Origin of the sequence: Sphingobium sp. SCG-1 (assembly GCF_002953135.1) — a bacterium.
Lineage (GTDB): Bacteria > Pseudomonadota > Alphaproteobacteria > Sphingomonadales > Sphingomonadaceae > Sphingobium.
The window spans coordinates 4,127,143-4,146,512 of the sequence record NZ_CP026372.1 but is presented as its reverse complement, the minus strand read 5'-3'; the positions used below and the strand labels follow the sequence as shown (position 1 = coordinate 4,146,512).

Below are 19,370 nucleotides of genomic sequence, written 5' to 3'. Positions count from 1 at the left end.
TCAGAAGCTGAAGCCGGGAGCAGCGCCGCCACTCGACTTGCCGGGTGTGGGTTGCTTGGTCGAATTGGCGCGGGCTACCGGTGCCGCATTGGGCGTCCCATTTGGCGCAACGGTTGGCTGAGGACGCTGCGCGCCGCTGACGCCATCCGATCCCTGTTGCAGGAACAGTCCTTGCGCTTCGGTCGCGCTACGGAACCCGTCGGTCGGCAACCGGATATCGCTCGCGTTGACGGGCTTCACCAGATACGGCGTTATGACGACCACCAGTTCAGTTTCGTTACGCTGGAACTTACGCGACTTGAACAAACTACCGAGAATCGGAATGTCCCCAATACCAGGAACCTTGTCGACGTTGTTTGAGGTGTCATTACTCAACAACCCCGCGATCATGAAGGCTTGACCTGAGCCGAGTTCGACTGTCGTTTCAACCGAACGGCTCTTCAACGCAGGCACGTTGGAGTTGATGGAGAAATCTAAGCTCGACACTGTCGGGCGCACACGCAACGAGATTCGGCCATCTGCTAAAACAGTGGGTGTAAAGGCGAGTTGCACACCATATTGTTTGAACTCAATGCTATTGCCCTGCAGGCCATTGCTGACCTGATAAGGATACTCGCCGCCTGCAAGGAAGCTAGCGGTTTCGCCGGAAAGGGAGGTAAGGTTCGGTTGAGCCAGTGATGTAGCGAGGCCGGAGGTCTCCGCAAGATCGAGCGCTCCTGCAACATCCATTCCAAATATTTTGGCCAGAAAACCTATGCTGGTTCCGGACCCCGCCGTTGGCTGATTGAAGGTGAACTGGCGTGAGATATCGCCGGATGGTTGGCCCGGCACATAATTGCCCAACGTCCCAAAGCCGCGATTGGACCTGCCTATGAAGCCACTGAAGCTCCCCGATCCCGTGCCCAATCCCGCGACATTGGTTCCGACCTGATGAAGCAGATTCCGACTCACCTCAGCGATGCGCACCTGCAAATTCACCTGGATTGGCGTGGCGGTGCGCAAGCGGCTGACGACTGTCACTTCCTTGCCAACGAACGCCTGCGTCAGGCGCTCGGCCTCGGCGGCGTCTTCGGGAGCCTTGATGGTGCCGGTGAGCAGGATCATGCCATTCATTGTCGACACTCTGATATCGGCATCGGGCATGGCCAGCTTGAGCATGTCATCCACGCTGGTCAGATTGTTGCCCACGCGCACGATGGTCGAGAACAGCGTCTGCCCGCTTTTGCTGACAGCGGAGATGGTTGTCTCGCCGGGGTTCTTCGCAAGGATATAAATCTGCGTACCCGAACGGACGTAGACGTCGGCCACGGCCGGATTGACGACGATCACGTCTGAAATCTTGCTGGACAGATTGATGACGCGGCTTGCGCCGACGGAGAGCGTCATTGCGCCGTCCGTGCTGCTGCCAGCGGACGCCGCGTTCAACGCGGTGGTCGGCGCCATGCCCGCACTCAGCGCCAGCCCAAGGGCCAGGGCGGAGGCCGCACTTTTCCGCGCGAGGAACTTGGTCAAAGTCATCTTACTTCCCCCGACCGGCACTACGGTCACATCTGTTCCACGTGCGACGCGGACTGTTGGGCCGACAGGAACGCCTCCGGCGGCGACGAGCGTGCCTTGAGGACCGACGGTGCTTGGCTTGGGTGGCACGCTGCGGCGTTGAAAACGCGACACGTCGGCACCCGTGGCGAAGGTCGAACCCTTGTCGACCGGGCTGGCCGCAATTTTTGCGAGCACGCGCTTTTCCGCCTTCGGATCGCTGCCATCGGGCAGGTCCACGTCGCCTGCTGCGATCGCCGCATCAAGTTCCGACGTATTGTCGGCGATGGACCGCAACGATAGCGAGAGTGAGCCGAGCGTCTGCGATACCGCGATCTTCTCGGCAATCCGGGGCGTAACCTCCAGAGTCACGTTCGAATAAGGCTGCACGACCGGCTTGCCATCAGGGCCTAGAGCATCGGTACGCTGATCGGTGGCCAGCACGCGGAGGTTACGCAGGATCGTTTCGGAGACTTTCAATGGCTCACCATCGCCGCCACCCGCTACCGATTGCGTAAGCATCATGTCGACGCGGTCTCCGGGAAACACGAAGCCCGCAACGGAATTGACCATCTGCACTGGCACCGTGACGGCGCGCATGCCGGGGCCAAGAGCGGCCGCGAGGAAGCCGCGATCACCCGGCTTGATGACTGCGCCCTGCGTCAGCGGCTGCCCGGCCGTGATCGCATTGCGCACGACGCTACCTGCGAGCTGCGTCGGCTCCATCTGCCCTTTCACGAAGTACGCTTGTTCGATCAGATCCTTGGGCCAGGGCTGGAAGCGGAAGCTCTCTGCATCCACTATGGTGCCAACCGGCAGAGCCTTGGTCGCGACCAGCACCTGCGTTCCGTCCACCTCGACGGGCATACTCGACGCGCTCGCCTGCGGTGCACCCGCAGGGGACAGCATGTTACGCGCCACCAGCGCCGCCGCTACTGCAATGATAAGCGCGCCTACCAGCAGCACTATTTTCTTGGCATCCATGACGAAACGCGCCTCCCTGAAGCTGGAACCACCGGTCCCAGCCTTCGTCTTCAAGCAAATTGGTTAATATATCGTTCGCCAACCAGCCAAAGCGCGGCGATGGAAATGGCGACCCCATAGGGTATCTCCGGCGGCCCTTCGCGGCGCGCCAGCTTGTGATGAACTATCGTGATGAGCGTGACTACGCCGCCCGCAAGCGCCATAATCGTAAGTAGCACGATCAACGCCTGCCACGGGAACCATAGGGCCAATGCGGCCAGCATCTTGACGTCGCCGCCGCCCATCATGCCAATGACGAACAGCCCCGCGAACACCGCGAAGACACCCAGGCCGAGCGCCAGTTGCAGTGCGACGTTCGGCCACAGTTCGATGCCGGATGCCGACCAGTACAGCGGAGCCAACAGGGCTATCGCAAGGTTGAGCCAGTTCGATATGATGCGCGAGCGCAGGTCGGTCACTGCAGCCACGACGAGCAGGCAGGCCAACACGCCCAAAAGCGCGAATTTCACAAATTCCCCGGTCATAGTAAAAGATATGTAGACCGTATGCCTTACCAAACCGTAACCATGCGCTGATGCAGCAGCAGCCTCCGACATTCCGTAGCTGGCCCAAAGGCGGGACGCTGGACCAATGGTCCGCCCCAGACGGCTGGCCGCATCGAATCTATCGCATGGGAGATGGCAGCCGGGGTCACATGCTGATGCTGGCCGGGCGGGCCGACATGATCGAGAAATATCTTGAGGTGATAGCCTACTACGCCGCGCAGGGCTGGGCCGTCACGGCGTTCGACTGGCGCGGACAGGGAGGATCGGGGCGGCTCGGCTCGGACGATCTGATCGGCCATGTCGCGGACTTTTCGATATGGATCGAGGATTTGCGTGCCTTTGCGGAACACTGGCAGTCGGGTGGTTCGGGGCCGCATGTCGTTCTTGCGCACAGCATGGGCGGCTTTCTGGCGTTGCGCGCCCTGGTGGAGAATGTGCTGCGTCCGGATGCCGCCGTACTGACTGCTCCCATGCTGGGGCTGAACAGCGGCGCAATTCCCAATTGGCTCGCGCGCATTGTCGTGGCGGTGATGGTGCGCCTCGCTGGACCCGGCGCGGCCGCGTGGACCCAGAATGAAGCATCGGAGGCAGCATTGCATGCGCGCCAGCGGCGGCTCACGCACTGTGTCTCCCGCTATGAGGATGAACTATACTGGAGGCGCTCTACGCCAGCTATCGACCTGGGTCCGCCAAGCTGGGGCTGGCTCCGGCAGGCGTATCGCAGTACTGCGGCATTGGCCCGGAGCGGTGCGCTGGCAGAACTGAGAATTCCTACACTCATTCTGGCGACATCGGCGGACCAGCTCGTGTCTTCACAAGCAATCCGTGAGGTCGCAGCGCGGCTACCGAATGCAACGCTGCATATGTATGGGGCGGAGGCAGCGCATGAAATCCTGCGGGAATCCGATCCCGTGCGGTTGGACGCTCTTGCCCGCATCGATGCTTTCTGGAATGCGCATGCGCCAGCAGCATGACCGACTATGACATCATCATCATCGGCGGAGGCATGGCCGGGGCCAGTCTCGGCGCGGAAGTAGCCGCCGACGCGCGCGTCCTGATCCTCGAAATGGAAGATGTCGCGGGTTATCACGCGACAGGCCGGTCCGTGGCATTCTGGACCGAGAGCTATGGCGGACCGGGGGTGCAGCCTTTGACCTCGGCGTCGGGACCGTTGTTGGAGAATCCGGACACCGAATTTTCCAACACGAGCTTCCTTGCCCCCCGAGGCGCAATCCACATCGGCCGGTCCAAAGATGCGGATTTAACCGACAACTTCATGCTCAGGTTCGAGGGCACGGATGTTGCGCTGGACAGGTTGGACGCCGTAGCTCTGGCCCAGCGCATACCGGGCTTGCGAGCGGAGTGGACCGTCGGGATATCGGAACCCAGCACCGCCGATATCGATGTCGCGGCGCTACATTCGGCCTGTTTGCGCCAGTTCAACCGACGTGGCGGTACGCTTCACACCGGTAGCCGGCTGATGGCAGCGAGCCATGAAGCGGGCAGATGGCAGATCGATACATCGCACGGCACTTTTAGCTGCAACATCCTCGTCAACGCCGCAGGGGCATGGGCTGATGACATCGCGCGGCTGTGCGGCATCGCGCCTATTGGTATTCGTCCTTTACGACGTACGGTGGTCCAACTGCGAATTGATCCGGAAGCAGAACCAGACTTACCTCTGGTGCTGGATCTCGCCGGGAAATTTTATTTCAAACCCGCAGGCGCTGGCAGGATCTGGCTCTCCCCGCATGATGAAGAGCCAAGTGCACCGTGCGATGCAGCGCCCGATGAGATGGCCATCGCGACAGCCATAGACCGGCTTCATCAGGCCGTGGACTGGCGTGTCCGAGCGGTAGAACGGAAGTGGGCAGGGCTGCGGAGCTTTTCGCCAGATCGCCTGCCGGTATATGGATATGATGGTGGAAAGGCACCATTCTTCTGGTTCGCCGGTCAAGGCGGATTCGGCATTCAGACGGCGCCTGCCGCGGCGCGTCTCGGCGCAAGCCTCTTGATGAACGCTGCCGCTCATGACAGCGTTTCGGACATCGACCCGGTTCCTTATGGTCCGCTTCGGTTCGCCAAGAGCGTGACCAGGTGCTAAGTCAGGTGCCTATCCCAAGTTAAGCTAGTTTGCATTTCCGTAACCACTTTTCGCTACCCCGGTGGCGAGAAGGGTCAGCTTAATGCCGAATCAAAAGGTCCAGCACGGTGCCGCAGCACCCCGCGGCAAGCGCAAGCTTCTCGCGTGGCTGGTTTGCCTCACGCTGCTAATCGGCGTCGCCGAACTGGGCGAGCCGCTGGATGTCGCTCTACGCGCTGCTCAGTTTACCGTCCGCGCACGGCCGGTAAGTGGGAAGATCATAACTGTTGGAATCGATGACAAAGCGCTTGCCGCGCTAGGCCCATGGCCTTGGAAACGGGACCGATTTGCTGAACTCACGGATCGTCTGATGGCGGCAGGCGCAAGCCGCATATTTTACAATGTTCCGTTTCAACCCTTGGAGGCCAAGGGAGATAGGGCATTCGCAGAAGCGTTATCCCGCTATCCCGGACGCATATTTCTAGCTGCCAATAGGAATTTTCGACCGGGCCAGAAGTCGGCCGATGCTGTTCTTCCAATGGCCATGCTCGCCAAGCATGCAGGGATCGTGAGTAATACGAAGTGGGTCAACTATCTGGACGGCGTTTCCCGCATGTCGTTCCGGCAAACAATTGACGGAAAGCAGTACGCAACGATGTGGGCGTCGATTGCTAACGTTGAACATAGCCAGGACGGAACATTCCCGGTAGATTACTCTTTTCAGATTTCTTCCATTCCCTACCACAGTATCGCTGACTTTGTCGGGCACAAAGGAGCTTTGCCTAATATCAAAGGCAAAACCATCATTGTAGGCAACAGCTCGAATGTTGTTGGCAGCGTCATGCCTGTTTTGTCCCAAGGCCAATCTGCGGAAATGTTCGTAACCGCTATCGGCGCTGAAACACTAATGCATGGCGGGACGCGATCTGCGGGGTGGATACCTACTTGGCTGTTAGCTTTCGCCGTGGCAGCATTTTGTCTGTTGGGAAAGTGGCCCCGGTTTGCTGTGGTAGTAAGCGCATCTGGTGTTTTCCTGATAATTGTCGCCGCATTCATTCTCCAGAGCATCGGGGTCTTCGTTGAAGTTGCTCCGTCATTGATCCTGATTGTGGCGTCCGGCGTTTCTTTTGTTTGGCAACGCTTTGGTGCGCGCAAACAGAGTCAGGGTGCCATGAATCCGGTGTCGGGCTTACCCACGGTCAATGCGATCCTGCAGCGCGATCAGAGCGACCTAAATATCTTGGTTGCCGCACGCGTAAGCCGCTTCACAGAAATTGTAAGCACGCTGCCACCCGACAATGAGCGCGATTTGCTTGAGCAGGTCGTCTCTCGCCTCTCACTGGGCGTCGGACGGCTGCAACTGCTACACGGCGATGACGGTAATTTTTTCTGGCTGATGCCGCCAGAGCAGCTTGGCTCCGCCGTCGACCAGTTCAAGGCGCTGCAACTGATATTCCGCAATCCGATCATGGTCGCGCAGAAGAGTTTCACGGTAGATGTGGCGTTCGGCGTAGACCAAGAGGTTAGCCGCCCATTGTCCCATCGCCTCTCCAGCGCGCTTGCGGCGGCCAAATCCGCAGCCGATCAGGGCACATGCTGGAAAATTCATGATCCTGCAGCTGCTGGCGCGCAGCAGTGGGCGCTATCGCTTTTGGGTGAATTGGATCAAGCGCTGGATAATGGCCATATCTGGGTAGCTTACCAGCCCAAGATGGAACTTGCGACTCGGGGGATAATAGGAGCGGAAGCGCTGGTTCGCTGGACCCATGCCACACGGGGACCTATCGGACCGGATGAATTCATCACTGTTGCCGAGCGGCATGGCCGAATTGAGAAACTTACCGCCTTTGTGCTTAACGACGCGACCTCTGTGGGGGCGCAAGCCATCAAGATCGATCCGAGCTTTAGCGTTTCCGTTAACATATCCTCGATTCTGCTAGCATCGCGCAACATTATCGACATGGTGCGCCAAGCTCTGTCGGCGAACAATTTTCCAGCCATCAATCTTGTGTTGGAAGTCACGGAAACGGCTGCGATGGCCGAAGGACGGGTGGCAATCGCGCTACTGGAAGAACTGCGCGATATGGGCGTTCAGATTTCCATCGACGATTACGGCACCGGGATGTCGACATTGGAGTATCTTCGCAGCATCCCAGCTACCGAACTAAAGATCGATAAACAGTTTTCGCAGGCTCTCAACAGCAGTGTCGAGGATCAAGCCGTCATGCAATCGACTATCGAACTCGCGCATGCGCTAGGCATGAAAGTGGTCGCGGAGGGGATCGAAACTGCGGAAACGCAATATCTTCTTACGCAAATGGGATGTGAGATTGGACAGGGTTATCACATTTGCCGACCTACTGATTGGCAAACCGTTCTCGCGATGATCCATCCACAGCCAGGGTCATTGCGCATGGTTAATTAGTTGTAAACGATCTGCATTTACTATATTGCCCCGTGAAGGCAGCGCTGTGCGCTGTCTTCTTTGATGGGGATCAATATGAAGAACAATGTACGCGACCGTCGTCAGCAGCCAACTCGTGGTTTCTGGGGCTGGATCTTGGGCGGTAACTACGCCTAATTAGTCTGATATAGACAAATCGAGGAAAAGCCCCGAATTTCGGGGCTTTTCTATTATACGCGATCAAAAGAATAAGTCGTATTTAGCTAATGCCGATATCTCATCGGCCTACTTAGAACACTAAAACTGGCCAGGGTATTTCATGACGAGGTAACGCAAATATTGCGTCACCTCATTAACCCTCAGGCTGCGACTCGGCGACGCTCTGCCAACTCATCGTTAAGCATTTCAGCGAGCAGAAATGCCAGTTCCAGACTTTGTGCTGCATTCAGGCGCGGATCGCAGTGCGTGTGATAGCGGTCGGCAAGACCCTCATCAGTGATCGCGATTGCGCCGCCAGTGCACTCCGTTACATTTTGCCCCGTCATTTCGGCATGTATGCCGCCGCCGAAGCTACCCTCGGCGCGATGCACCGCGAAGAAGCCACGGACCTCGGCCAATATGCGCTCGAAAGGTCGCGTCTTGTAGCCATTAGCCGCTTTCACGACGTTCCCGTGCATCGGGTCGCAGGACCAGATGACGGGATGCCCCTCGCGCAGAACCGCGCGCACCAGCTTGGGCAGACCCGTCTCAATCTTGTCGTGACCATAACGGGTAATAAGCGTGATCCGTCCGGCTTCGCGGCCTGGGTTCAGTACGTCCAGAAGGCGCAGCAGCGCATCCGGCTCAAGACTCGGGCCGCATTTCATGCCGATCGGATTGCCGATCCCGCGCAAATATTCGACATGCGCGCTGCCTTCAAAGCGTGTGCGGTCGCCGATCCAGAGCATGTGTGCGCTGGTATCGTACCAGTCACCCGTCAGCGAGTCCTGCCGCGTCAACGCCTGCTCATAGGGCAGCAACAACGCCTCATGACTCGTGTAGAAGCTCGTGCCGCCAAGTTGCGGCACGGTGTCCGGGCTGAGTCCGCACGCCTTCATGAAGTCCAGCGCTTCGCCGATGCGGTCGGCCATTTCGCTGAACTTCTTCGCCCAAGGGCTGCGGCCCATGAAGTCGAGCATCCAGCCGTGCACGCGATCCAGGCTGGCATAACCGCCGGTCGAGAAAGCGCGTAGAAGGTTCAGCGTTGCCGCAGACTGATTATAGGCGCGCACCATCCGCTGCGGATCAGGCTCGCGACCTTCCGCGGTGAAGGCGATGTCATTGATATTGTCGCCGCGATAGCTCGGCAGTTCTATTCCGCCGATCGTCTCAGTATCGGCAGAACGCGGTTTTGCGAACTGGCCCGCCATGCGGCCGACCTTCACCACTGGCAGCTTGGATGCAAAGGTCATCACCACTGCCATCTGGAGCAACACGCGGAAGGTGTCGCGGATGTTGTTTGGGTGGAACTCGGCAAAGCTCTCGGCGCAATCTCCCCCCTGGAGCAGGAATGCTTCGCCCGTACTCACCTTGGCGAGATCCGCCTTCAGATGGCGTGCTTCACCTGCAAAAACGAGAGGAGGATAGGTGCTGAGCTGCGACTCCGCTGCAGCCAAGGCGGCCACATCGTTGTAATGGGGCATCTGGAGCCCCTTCCGGGTCCGCCAGCTATCGGGCGTCCACTGCGCAGCCACTGTAATTCTCCTGTCCAAAGACGATAAAACCAGCGTCGCCCTATGCGCGTGGTAGCGGCCAAAGGCAAGGGCGGGGGAGCGACAGCATCGGTTGCTTTCGTAACGGCTAGACGTAACGTAATTATACTGCGTCAGTACCCCTTGGCAGGATCGACTTCGTGCAGAAGCGGCTCTTCTTTCGTATAGCGATGAAGGTTGTCAACGAAACGGGCGGCTCCCTTGGTGAGCATTGTCGTCTGGCTGCGGCCTGCAAGATGCATGGTGATGATGCAGTTAGGAGCGGTCCAGAGAGGATCGTTGATATGCAGCGGCTCGGGTGTGGTGACGTCAAGGAACGCGCCTGCAATGCGGTTACCGTTCAGAGCGCGGATCAATGCAGGTTGATCGATCAAATCCCCGCGCGCGATGTTGATGACACGCGCACCCGGTTTCATCGCGGCGAATTCCGCTTCGCTCAGAACGGCTCGGGTATCTCCGGTAGCGGGCGCAGCGAGGACGATCCAGTCATAATCCGCCAGACGCGGCCGCCAGTCGTCCGGACCAAGAATGCCCGAAGTCGGATCGGCCGTACGGCGCACTCCGGTCACCTCCACACCAAATGGGGTCAGGCGTGCAGCGATCATACGACCGATCGTGCCGAACCCGATGATAAGCGCCCTCGTACCGTCCATTTCCAACCGACCCGGCGCGACTTCAAGCCATTCGCGACGGTCCTGCGCGCGAACGACGTCGGGGAAGCCTTTTGCAAGGGTGAGGGCGCCCATTACCGCATAATCTGCAACAGTCTCGCTATTGAGGCCGGAGCCATTGGTGAGGCGTACCTTACGCTCAGCCAGCGCCTCCAAAGGTAATGCGTCGAGTCCGGCAATGATCGTGCTCAGCCATTTGAGTTTCTCCGCCGCAAGAATAGCTTCGACGCGATCGGAGAGAGAGAATTGATCGAGCCATGCGACTTCAGCGTCGCGAGCCATGGCGATCGCTTGCGCCGAGTCCGAGAACCATTGAACATCGACGCCATCGGGCAGGCGTGGCTCCACAATTGCCCGTACTCGCGCAGGAGCGACGACTTTAAGAGGTGATATGTCAGTCAAGGTTCAGCCTCCATTCCCAGCCCAGCGGATCGCCGTCCATCACCTCTACACCCTGCGCGGCGAGGGCGTCGCGGATCGCGTCGGACGTTGCAAAGTCCTTGTCGGCACGGGCGGCTTTGCGGCGGTCGAGTTCGGCTTCGATTTCGCTCGGCGTGAGTGTTGCGTCCTTGGGCGTCAGGCGGAGGTCTGCGCGCGTGAGGTTCAGCAGGTCGAGGCCGAGTGCCATGTCCATGCCCGCGATCAGGCACAGCTTTTCGTCCACCGGCACCTTCTTGATGCTGGCGGCTTCTTCCAGCAGCGGGATGGCGCGGGGGACCATTAGGTCGTCGGAGAGCGCCGCATCGAAGGCGTCGGCGATGGGCTGGAGCTTCGGGTGGAGGTTGGAGAGCAGGAAATCGCGGTCTGGCGATTGCCAAGTCACGTCTTCGGCGCGTGCCTTCAGACCTTCCATTGCCATCACCAGCCGCTTGAGCCGCGTCAGTGCTGCGCCCAATGTCTCGCCGCTGAATTCCAACTCGCTGCGGTAGTGCGCGCTGAGGCACAGCAGGCGATAGGCGAGGGGGTGCACGCCGCGGTCGATCAGCGAGAAGAGCGTGGTGAAGCCGCCCTTGCTCTTCGACATTTTGCCGCCGCGATCTACCAAGAAGTTGTTGTGCATCCACCAGTTCGCGCCGGTGTGGGATGTGCAGTTGAATGCCTGGTTCTGGGCGATTTCGTTGGGGTGGTGGATCTCGCGATGGTCGATGCCGCCGGTGTGGATGTCGAACTGATGCTCGGTTCCGCCAAGGTACTTGAGGCTCATCACCGAGCATTCCAGGTGCCAGCCCGGCGCGCCTTTGCCCCAAGGGGAGTCCCATTCCATCTGGCGCTGCTCACCGGGCGGGGACTTGCGCCAGATTGCGAAGTCGGACGCGTGGCGTTTGCCTGCAACCGGGTCGATGCGAGCGTGCGCGGCATCGTCATGCCCGCCCGCCAAAGCGCCATAGTCTGGGACGGTCGTGCTGTCGAAATAGAGGCCGGTGTCGAGTTCGTAGCAATGCTCCGGCGCGATCCGTGTCGCAAAGGCGATCATCTCGGCAATGTGGTCGGTGGCGACCGACCAGCGGCTGGGCTCGACGATGTTAAGCGCGGCGATGTTGCTCTTGAACGCCTCGGTATAATGGGCCGCTATGTCCCAGATGCTCTTGGCCTGCGCGCGGGCGGCGGCTTCCATCTTGTCATCGCCCGCGTCCGCGTCACTGGTGAGGTGGCCGACATCTGTGATGTTGATGACGTGAGTGACGTCGTAGCCTTTCCACCGCAACACGCGCGTCAAGGTGTCGGTGAAGACATAGGCGCGCAGGTTGCCGAGGTGGGCGTAGTTATAGACGGTCGGGCCACAGCTATAGACGCGCACGATGCCGGGTGTGATCGGCGCGAAGTTCTCAGCGGCGCGAGTGAGGCTGTTGAACAGGCGCAGCGGGGCGGACGGCGGGGCGGCATCGGTCATGCGGCGTGCATGATGCGGTTGGCGGGAGAGGTCAACCTTTGGGCGTTGCAGGGTGCGCCGATGGGGGTGGTCGAGGGGCTTTGCAGGATCGGAAAGTCACGAAAGTCACGCTACGTCACCCCCCAGTGGAGGGGTTTTCCGGTTTGGCGGCGCGAGTCATGCCAGCCGTATTCTGCCGTTGCCCCGCAGGTTTGGAATCTAATTCTGGGAGGCAGGTAGAGTCCCGGTCTGAACCGGAGAGCGGGAGATGTAACACTCTGAGCATGATCCACCCTCTTGTTCACCACAAAGTTCAGGCCAGCCGAAGCACCCCGCCTGAAGTATCGCGCGCAGCTTCATGGCGCTGCCTGCCGTCGTGCCCACCGCTTTGGTTGCCAATGCAGTGTGCAATCGATCTGCCGCCGGCTGTCCGGCCCTGCCGCATGCAAGCGGCTCGGGCTGGAGGGGTGCGGCATGGACTGCGTGCAGGGCGTGAGGCTTGAGGCACGGGCGGGTGTAGCGGATGGGTGGGGATGTAGGACAGGGGAATGTGTGGGGTGGGTGGATTGCGGACTGTCGGCTACTAGAGTATCAATCTGCCTTAGCGGAAGTCCGCCAATGACTGTTCGACAGCCATTTCAACGGCGCGAAATGACTGCACGAACATCCCAATGCCATAAACTATGAAGCCGATTATCAACGGCCAAATCTGCCAGTCTCCATCCCCGAAGACCGCGAAACCGACCCACATCGCGACCATGAGGAATAGAACCGCGCCATAGCGTGGTGCGGAGAAACGGAACGAATACATGATGCGCTCCGCATACCGTTCCTCATTCCCGATTTGCGTTAGAGACAGCAACCTCGGGAGCATCCAAATGCCGAATTGCCAATCAAAGAGGAGGAATAAGCCCCCAAAAGCCAGTGGCAACCCCATCTCCCGCGAGATGACATTAGCAGACAGCCCCCATATTGTTGGGGCCAAAACGGTAAGTGCAATGAGCAACATACCCCAGACTGACTGCAACGTCCGCATTGGGGTATGATGCCGATGGCCAATCACTTCCGCAACTGGTCGCTTTAAGACTCACCCAACATCGACGCCGACACCTCGATCTCCAGTACCTCGACAGCTTCCGTCTTGCCGCCGAAGTCTAGCAGTTCGCCGACGCCTGCCTCCATCATGGCGCGGGCCAGGGGGGCGGAGAAGGCTATGCGGTTTTCAGCGGGGTTGGCTTCGTCGTCGCCTACCAGGTCGAGGGTGCGGTCCTGGCCGTTCAGGCGGAAGCGGACGCGGGAGCCGAAGGCTACGCTGTCCTGCGGCGGCATGGGCGCGAGTTGGGCGGTGGCCTGGCGAGTGCGCCAGTAGCGGGCTTCGCGCAGAACTTTCTTGCGGGCGTCGGCATCGGTCGTGGCGGCGAGGGTGGCTTCGACCTCTCGCAGGCGCGCTTCGATCATGGCGAGGCCGCGGGGAGTGAAGCCTTCGCCTGAACGGAGTGAAGGTGTTTCGGCAGGCTCAGCAGATCCCTTCGACAGGCTCAGGGCGAACGGGGTTTTGAAGGCCGGGCAAGTACTAATCCTCATCGAACAGGCCTGCCAATTGCTCGACCATCGTGCCGCCTAGTTGCTCGGCGTCCATGATCGTCACGGCGCGTTTGTAGTAGCGGGTAACGTCATGGCCGATGCCGATGGCGACGAGTTGTACGGGCGAGCGGTTTTCGATCCAGTCGATCACTTGCCGCAGATGCCGTTCGAGATAGGTGCCGCTGTTGACGGAGAGCGTCGAATCGTCGACCGGCGCGCCATCGGAGATCACCATCAGGATGCGGCGTTCCTCGTGCCGGGCGAGCAGGCGGCTGTGCGCCCAGAGCAACGCCTCGCCGTCGATATTTTCTTTCAGCAACCCCTCGCGCATCATCAAGCCAAGATTCTTGCGGGCGCGGCGCCACGGATCGTCGGCGCGCTTGTAGACGATGTGGCGCAAGTCGTTGAGGCGACCGGGGAGCGGCGGGCGTCCGGCGGCGAGCCACTCCTCGCGGCTCTGTCCCCCCTTCCAGGCGCGGGTGGTGAAGCCCAGTATCTCGGTCTTGACGCCGCAACGTTCGAGCGTGCGCGCCATGATATCGGCGCTGATCGCGGCGATGCTGATCGGGCGGCCGCGCATCGAGCCGCTATTGTCGATCAGGAGAGTGACGACGGTGTCGCGAAACTCCGTGTCGCGCTCGACCTTGTAGGAGAGCGAATGCGTGGGATCGATAACGATGCGGGCGAGGCGGGCGGCGTCGAGCATGCCTTCCTCCTGATCGAAGTCCCAACTGCGCGACTGCTGCGCCATAAGGCGACGTTGCAGGCGATTGGCAAGCTTGGTCACGGCCCCCTGCAGCGACGTCAGTTGCTGGTCGAGGAAGCCGCGCAGGCGAATGAGTTCATCCTCATCGCACAGATCTTCCGCGCCGGTCGTTTCGTCATGGCGCGTGCTGTAGACCTTATAGTCGAAGCCGGGCGGCAGGTCGGACATCGGGCGATTGGGGCGGACGGGCATCATGCCTTCCTCGCCCATGTCGTCCGCGCCGCTTTCGCTGTCGCTGTCGAATTCGTCGCTGTAATCGGGGTCGCCGTCTTCGCTCTCGCCGCCCTTCTCTTCGGAGCGGGCTTCGGTCTGGGCGTCGCTGTCCCCGGCGTTTTCCTCGCCTTCGTCGCCCTCGTCCTGTTCCTGCTCCTGATCTTCGCCTTCATCGTCGGCGTCGTCATCGCTGGCGTCGGGTGGGGCGTCGCTTTCGATCAGTTCGAGATGTTCGAGCAGCGAAGTAGTGAGCTTCTGGAACGCGCGCTGATCGTCCAGTGCGAGGCCGAGAGCGTCGAGATCCGAACCCGCCTTGTCCTCGATCCATTCGCGGACGAAATCGAGGCCCGCGACGGCGCTGCGCGGGGCCGCCTGTCCGGTGAGGCGCTCGCGGACCATCAGGGCGACGGCGGTGCTTAATGGCACTTCGTCGCGGCCCTTGGCGCGGGCGATGGGATCGGACTTGAGGCGCATGGCGAGCGCGTCCGTCAGGTTGGCGCGGACGCCCGCCATCTGGCGCGATCCGATCGCTTCGATCCGGGCTTGCTCGACGGCATCGTAGACGGCGCGGGCGACGGCTTCGGCCGGGGCGGAGACGGCATGCACCTTGATGTCGTGATGGCGTGCGCGCAACGCGTTGCCGTCCGCAAAGCCGCGGGCGAGCGCGACCTGATCCGCAGGAAGCGCGCGGCTGGGTGAGGGAACCTTGATCTGCTTGCCTGCGACATGCGGGGCATCGGCTGTGAAGGACACTTCCAGCTCCGGATCGCGCGCCATTGCGCGCGCCGTGCCGGACAGCACTGCTTTGAAAGCATCGAGGGGGGAGCGTTCGGTCATGGTTCGCTGCGGCCGGTTCGTTCGTCGATGAAGATGGTATCGATTTGCGTCGTTACCTCCGTCATCAATTTGTGGATCGGGCATTTGCGGGCGACATCGTGAAGCTTTTCCCGCTGCGCATCGGTGAGATTGCCGCTGATGGCGATCCGGGTCGTCAGCTTGTAAGTGCCTGCGCGTTCGGCGCTGGCGTCCCGGGTCACGCCTACGTGGATATCATCCAGCGGAATGCCGTTGTGCTGCGCATACCAGAGCATCGTCAGCGCCTTGCAGGCGCCGAGGGCGGAATCGTACAGGTCGTGCGGGTCCGGCCCGGCGTTCTCGCCAGCGGGCGGCGTCATGTCCGCGACGACTTCATGCACGCCGATGCTGACGCGGTGCGCAGTGCCATCCGGCGCAATCCGCTCGACAACTATCATCGGATCAGTTTGCCTTGCCCACCACGCTTTCGGGCAAGTCCTTGCCGAACACGCGCTGGTAATATTCGGCGACCAGGCTGCGTTCCGCTTCGTCGCATTTGTTGAGGAAGGACAGGCGGAAGGCGAAGCCGACATTCTTGAAGATGAGCGCGTTCTGCGCCCAGCTAATCACAGTGCGTGGCGACATGACGGTGGAGATGTCGCCGTTGACGAAGCCCTGGCGTGTGAGGTCCGCGACCTTGATCATATTCTCGACTTCCTTGCGACCGCCTTCGTGATCGTACTCGCCGGACTTGGCGAGGACGATCTGCGCTTCGGTCGCGGCAGGCAGGTAGTTCAAGGTAACGACGATGTTCCAGCGATCCATCTGGCCCTGGTTAATCTGCTGCGTGCCGTGATAGAGACCGGTCGTGTCGCCAAGGCCCACCGTGTTCGACGTCGCGAACAGGCGGAAATAGGGCGAGGGACGGATCACGCGATTCTGGTCGAGCAGCGTCATCTTGCCGTCGGTTTCCAAGACGCGCTGAATCACGAACATCACGTCCGGGCGGCCCGCGTCATATTCGTCGAATACGAGCGCGACGGGGCGCTGCAAGGCCCAGGGGAGCAGGCCTTCCTTGAATTCGGTGACTTGCTGTCCCTCTTTCAGGACGATGGCGTCGCGACCGACGAGATCGATGCGGCTGATATGCGCGTCGAGGTTGATGCGGATGCACGGCCAATTGAGGCGCGCCGCGACCTGTTCGATGTGCGTCGACTTGCCGGTGCCGTGATAGCCCTGAACCATCACGCGGCGGTTGTGCGCAAAGCCCGCCAGGATCGCGAGAGTCGTGTCCGGATCGAACACATAGGCGGGGTCCGTGTCGGGCACGCGCTCGTCGGCTTCGGAGAAGGCCGGGACCATCATGTCGACGTCGACGCCGAACACGTCACGCGCGCTGATCTCGCTGTCGGGGCGCTCCATCACGGTTTCGCTGCGGCTGTCGGGCTGGGTATTGGGTATGTCGGTCATGCTCTGCCTGTCGATCGGATCATGGCCCGAAGGCCGGTCGGGTTGCGCGCGGATGCGCCGGAATCATGCAAAGGCCGGAGCCTTTCGCAAGTGCGTATAGGCGGAAATCACCTCCTGCAACGCTTTCTCGTGCGTGCGATCCCCACCATTATGATCAGGGTGATAGCGGCGCGCGAGTTCGGTATAACGCTGCCGGAGCGCTTTTCGGTCCGCGTCGATGGTAAGGCCGAGCGTCTTTAGCGCCTTGCGATCGTCGGTCGAAAGCGGCTTGGCGTCGGCGCGGGCCTGTGCCTCGCGCATCCGTTCCTTGAAGCGCGCGCCGATGGCGTCGATGGGATCGCTGAAATCCTGCCACTTGGGCGGCGGGGTCGTGCCGTTCGCCGCGAAGGCCCGCGTTTCGCGTTCCCAGCCGGCAAAGGGACGCTGCGCCGCTTCGATCTCGTCGGGGGACATGCCGGTGAAGAAATTGTAGCCTGAATTGAACTCACGCACATGATCGAGGCACAGCCAGCGCCAGCGTGGCCCCTCGGCATGGGAAGCCGGTCCTTCGGGTGGGGGCGCGCGGAATTCGCCCGCCTCTGCGCAGCCGTCCACGGCGCAGGGACGTCCGTCGCCTTCCACTCTCCCGTGAAAACGGTTGAAGCGGCGGGTGGAAAAAGGATCGGAAGCCAAGATCAGTCCAGATGCAAACAGATGTGATCGGACTATATAGGGACCATGACCCAAGATTCGAAAGGCCCTGTGGCCACTGAAATAGAGGCGCGACTGCGCGCCGCCCTGCAACCGCAACAGCTTGCCGTACTCAACGACAGCGCCAAGCATCGCGGACATACAGGCGACGACGGCACGGGCGAGAGCCATTTCACGGTGGAGATCGTATCTGGAGCCTTTGCAGGGCAAAACCGGGTCGCGCGGCAAAGGCTGGTGAATCGGGCGCTCGCGGACCTGCTGCGCGAGAAGGTACATGCGCTGGCGATCAAGGCGAAGGCACCGGGCGAATCCTTATGAGTGACGCGGGCGCCTATGATTTCTGGTACTGGCCGGGCATTCAGGGGCGCGGTGAGTTCGTCCGGTTGACGCTGGAGGCCGCGGGTATCCCTTACCGCGATCGCGCGCGAACAGATGGGGCGCAGGCTTTGATGGAGGACATGGCCGATCATGACATTGGGCCTGCCTTTGCGCCGCCTTATATCTCGATAGACGGGCAGGCGGTGTCGCAGACCGCCAATATCCTGTCGTTCCTGTCTGAACGGCATGATCTTGGGCCGTCATCTATCAAGTCCCGCTACTGGCTCAATCAAGTGCAACTCACCATCATGGATGTCGTGGCGGAGGCGCATGACGTTCACCATCCGGTTGCCGTGATGCTCTATTATGAGGACCAGAAGGCGGAGGCGGCGCGGGCCGCCAAGCAGTTTCGGGAAGAGCGCATTCCCAAATATCTCGGTTGGTTCGAAAAGGCGTTAGCGGCGCAGTCCGGCGAGTGGCTGGCAGGCGCACGGTGGAGCTATGCCGATTTGTCTCTGTTTCAACTTGTAGCGGGCTTGTCCTACGCCTTTCCTCTTCGGATGGCGCAGGTGAAGGACGATTATCCGAAGGTCATGGGGTTGCATGCGCGCGTGGCGGCTTTGCCGGAGTTGCAGGATTATCTGAATAGCGACCGGCGCATACCCTTCAATCAGGACGGCATATTCCGTCATTATCCCGAACTGGACGCCGCATGAACGACGACATCATCATCCAGACCATCGAACCTACGACCCATGACCTTGGCGACTTCAAGGTCTATCGCAGCCTGCCCGCCAAGGAGCGGACGATGGTGGGGCCGTTCATCTTCTTCGATCAGGCGGGGCCGGCGAAGTTCGGCCCTGGCGAGGGGATCGACGTGCGCCCGCATCCGCACATCAATCTCGCGACCGTCACCTATATGTACGAAGGCGCGTTCCAGCATCGCGATTCGCTGGGGTCCAATCAGTTGATTGAGCCGGGCGCAGTGAATCTGATGACGGCAGGCACGGGCATCGTCCATTCGGAGCGCTCTCCCGAGGAGGAGCGGCATCGCGCCTCGAAGCTGTCAGCGATTCAGACGTGGATCGCGTTGCCGGACGGGCGCGAGGAAATCGATCCGGCGTTCGAGCATGTGCCGGAGGACAGCCTGCCGGTGATTGACTATGGTGGCGCGCGGGCGCGCGTCATCATGGGATCGCTTTGGGGGCAGCGGGCGCCGGTCACGACCTACGCGCAGACGATCTACGCCGACATCATGCTGCGTCCGGGCGGGGCCATCCCCATCGAGCCGGAGGCCGACGAGCGCGCGATCTATGTATCGGGCGGAGACGCGGCGCTTGATGGCGTGCCGCTGAAGCCGCAAGCGCTGTATGTGCTGCGGCCCGGCACGCGCGCGACGCTCTACAGCGTCGATGGCGGGCGCGTGATGCTGTGCGGCGGAGAAGCCTTCAAGACGCCGCGCCATGTGTGGTGGAATTTCGTGTCCTCCACCAAGGACCGGCTGATGCAGGCGCGCGACGACTGGGAGGCAATGCGCTTTCCGCTGATCCCCGGCGATGACGAGGAGTTCATCCCCATTCCGCAGGGGCGGCCGAAGACGGTGAGCTATCCTTAGTAGCCGTTCGCCCTGAGCGAAGTCGAAGGGTCATGCTGAGCCGCAGGCGAAGCTTGCTTCACTTCGTTCAGCAGA

At 60.8% G+C, this 19,370-nt stretch carries 17 protein-coding genes and 1 pseudogene; 6 read left to right on the top strand and 12 right to left on the bottom strand.

Going from position 1 to position 19,370, the window contains the following annotated elements; all coding sequences use genetic code 11:
• The 3 genes and pseudogenes from C1T17_RS22170 to C1T17_RS19090 all read right to left on the bottom strand — a co-directional run bounded on the left by C1T17_RS22170 (position 1) and on the right by C1T17_RS19090 (position 3,044).
• On the bottom strand, positions 1-1,518 hold the full coding sequence (locus tag C1T17_RS22170) for a type II and III secretion system protein family protein (RefSeq protein WP_104955363.1): 1,518 nt from the start codon (positions 1,516-1,518) through the stop codon (positions 1-3).
• Between the two features lie 6 nt (positions 1,519-1,524).
• A pseudogene (cpaB, locus tag C1T17_RS22165) lies at positions 1,525-2,520 on the bottom strand (Flp pilus assembly protein CpaB); the annotation flags it as partial.
• Positions 2,521-2,570: 50 nt separating this feature from the next.
• Positions 2,571-3,044 (bottom strand): prepilin peptidase, encoded by a 474-nt coding sequence (locus C1T17_RS19090; RefSeq protein WP_104954799.1) that lies wholly within the window; start codon positions 3,042-3,044, stop codon positions 2,571-2,573.
• 50 nt (positions 3,045-3,094) lie between these two features.
• Here C1T17_RS19090 and C1T17_RS19085 point away from each other — a divergent pair, with 50 nt between their 5' ends.
• The 3 genes from C1T17_RS19085 to C1T17_RS19075 all read left to right on the top strand — a co-directional run bounded on the left by C1T17_RS19085 (position 3,095) and on the right by C1T17_RS19075 (position 7,573).
• Positions 3,095-4,039: an alpha/beta fold hydrolase gene (locus tag C1T17_RS19085; protein ID WP_104954798.1), complete on the top strand. Its 945-nt coding sequence runs from the start codon at positions 3,095-3,097 to the stop codon at positions 4,037-4,039.
• A complete protein-coding gene (locus C1T17_RS19080) occupies positions 4,036-5,169 on the top strand; it encodes an NAD(P)/FAD-dependent oxidoreductase (RefSeq protein WP_104954797.1) in 1,134 nt (377 codons plus the stop codon). The genes C1T17_RS19085 and C1T17_RS19080 overlap by 4 nt, the downstream gene beginning before the upstream one ends.
• An 82-nt stretch (positions 5,170-5,251) precedes the next feature.
• Positions 5,252-7,573: an EAL domain-containing protein gene (locus tag C1T17_RS19075; RefSeq protein WP_104954796.1), complete on the top strand. Its 2,322-nt coding sequence runs from the start codon at positions 5,252-5,254 to the stop codon at positions 7,571-7,573.
• Positions 7,574-7,911: 338 nt separating this feature from the next.
• On the opposite strand, the gene C1T17_RS19070 is transcribed toward C1T17_RS19075, so the two are convergent.
• The 9 genes from C1T17_RS19070 to C1T17_RS19030 all read right to left on the bottom strand — a co-directional run bounded on the left by C1T17_RS19070 (position 7,912) and on the right by C1T17_RS19030 (position 17,344).
• Positions 7,912-9,285, bottom strand: coding sequence for a class II 3-deoxy-7-phosphoheptulonate synthase (locus C1T17_RS19070; RefSeq protein ID WP_104954795.1), 1,374 nt, complete (start codon positions 9,283-9,285; stop codon positions 7,912-7,914).
• A 131-nt stretch (positions 9,286-9,416) separates the two neighbouring features.
• Positions 9,417-10,376 carry a D-2-hydroxyacid dehydrogenase gene (locus C1T17_RS19065; protein ID WP_223262704.1) on the bottom strand — a complete coding sequence of 320 codons (960 nt, stop codon included), beginning with the start codon at positions 10,374-10,376 and terminating at the stop codon, positions 9,417-9,419.
• On the bottom strand, positions 10,369-11,865 hold the full coding sequence (cysS, locus tag C1T17_RS19060; RefSeq protein ID WP_104954794.1) for a cysteine--tRNA ligase: 1,497 nt from the start codon (positions 11,863-11,865) through the stop codon (positions 10,369-10,371). Before cysS ends, C1T17_RS19065 begins: the two co-directional genes overlap by 8 nt.
• 580 nt (positions 11,866-12,445) lie before the next feature.
• Positions 12,446-12,655 (bottom strand): hypothetical protein, encoded by a 210-nt coding sequence (locus C1T17_RS21080; protein ID WP_145959037.1) that lies wholly within the window; start codon positions 12,653-12,655, stop codon positions 12,446-12,448.
• A gap of 269 nt (positions 12,656-12,924) precedes the next feature.
• Positions 12,925-13,428 carry a GreA/GreB family elongation factor gene (locus C1T17_RS19050; RefSeq protein ID WP_104954792.1) on the bottom strand — a complete coding sequence of 168 codons (504 nt, stop codon included), beginning with the start codon at positions 13,426-13,428 and terminating at the stop codon, positions 12,925-12,927.
• Positions 13,418-15,244 carry a cobaltochelatase subunit CobT gene (gene cobT, locus C1T17_RS19045; protein ID WP_104954791.1) on the bottom strand — a complete coding sequence of 609 codons (1,827 nt, stop codon included), beginning with the start codon at positions 15,242-15,244 and terminating at the stop codon, positions 13,418-13,420. The genes C1T17_RS19050 and cobT overlap by 11 nt, the downstream gene beginning before the upstream one ends.
• Positions 15,241-15,660: an OsmC family protein gene (locus C1T17_RS19040; protein ID WP_104954790.1), complete on the bottom strand. Its 420-nt coding sequence runs from the start codon at positions 15,658-15,660 to the stop codon at positions 15,241-15,243. Before C1T17_RS19040 ends, cobT begins: the two co-directional genes overlap by 4 nt.
• Positions 15,661-15,664: 4 nt before the next feature.
• On the bottom strand, positions 15,665-16,672 hold the full coding sequence (gene cobS, locus C1T17_RS19035; RefSeq protein WP_104954789.1) for a cobaltochelatase subunit CobS: 1,008 nt from the start codon (positions 16,670-16,672) through the stop codon (positions 15,665-15,667).
• Positions 16,673-16,735: 63 nt separating this feature from the next.
• Complete coding sequence (locus C1T17_RS19030) at positions 16,736-17,344, bottom strand: J domain-containing protein (protein ID WP_104954788.1); 609 nt, start codon at positions 17,342-17,344, stop codon at positions 16,736-16,738.
• A 45-nt stretch (positions 17,345-17,389) separates the two neighbouring features.
• Between C1T17_RS19030 and C1T17_RS19025 the strand changes: the two genes are divergently transcribed.
• Genes C1T17_RS19025 through C1T17_RS19015 form a run of 3 tightly spaced genes read left to right on the top strand, consistent with a single transcriptional unit; the run spans position 17,390 to position 19,295 of the window.
• The gene (locus C1T17_RS19025; RefSeq protein WP_104954787.1) at positions 17,390-17,680 is read left to right on the top strand and encodes a BolA family protein; all 291 of its coding nucleotides are present in this window, start codon (positions 17,390-17,392) and stop codon (positions 17,678-17,680) included.
• Positions 17,677-18,396 (top strand): glutathione S-transferase, encoded by a 720-nt coding sequence (locus C1T17_RS19020; protein WP_104954786.1) that lies wholly within the window; start codon positions 17,677-17,679, stop codon positions 18,394-18,396. Before C1T17_RS19025 ends, C1T17_RS19020 begins: the two co-directional genes overlap by 4 nt.
• Complete coding sequence (locus C1T17_RS19015) at positions 18,393-19,295, top strand: pirin family protein (protein WP_104954785.1); 903 nt, start codon at positions 18,393-18,395, stop codon at positions 19,293-19,295. The genes C1T17_RS19020 and C1T17_RS19015 overlap by 4 nt, the downstream gene beginning before the upstream one ends.
• Positions 19,296-19,370: the final 75 nt, after the last annotated feature.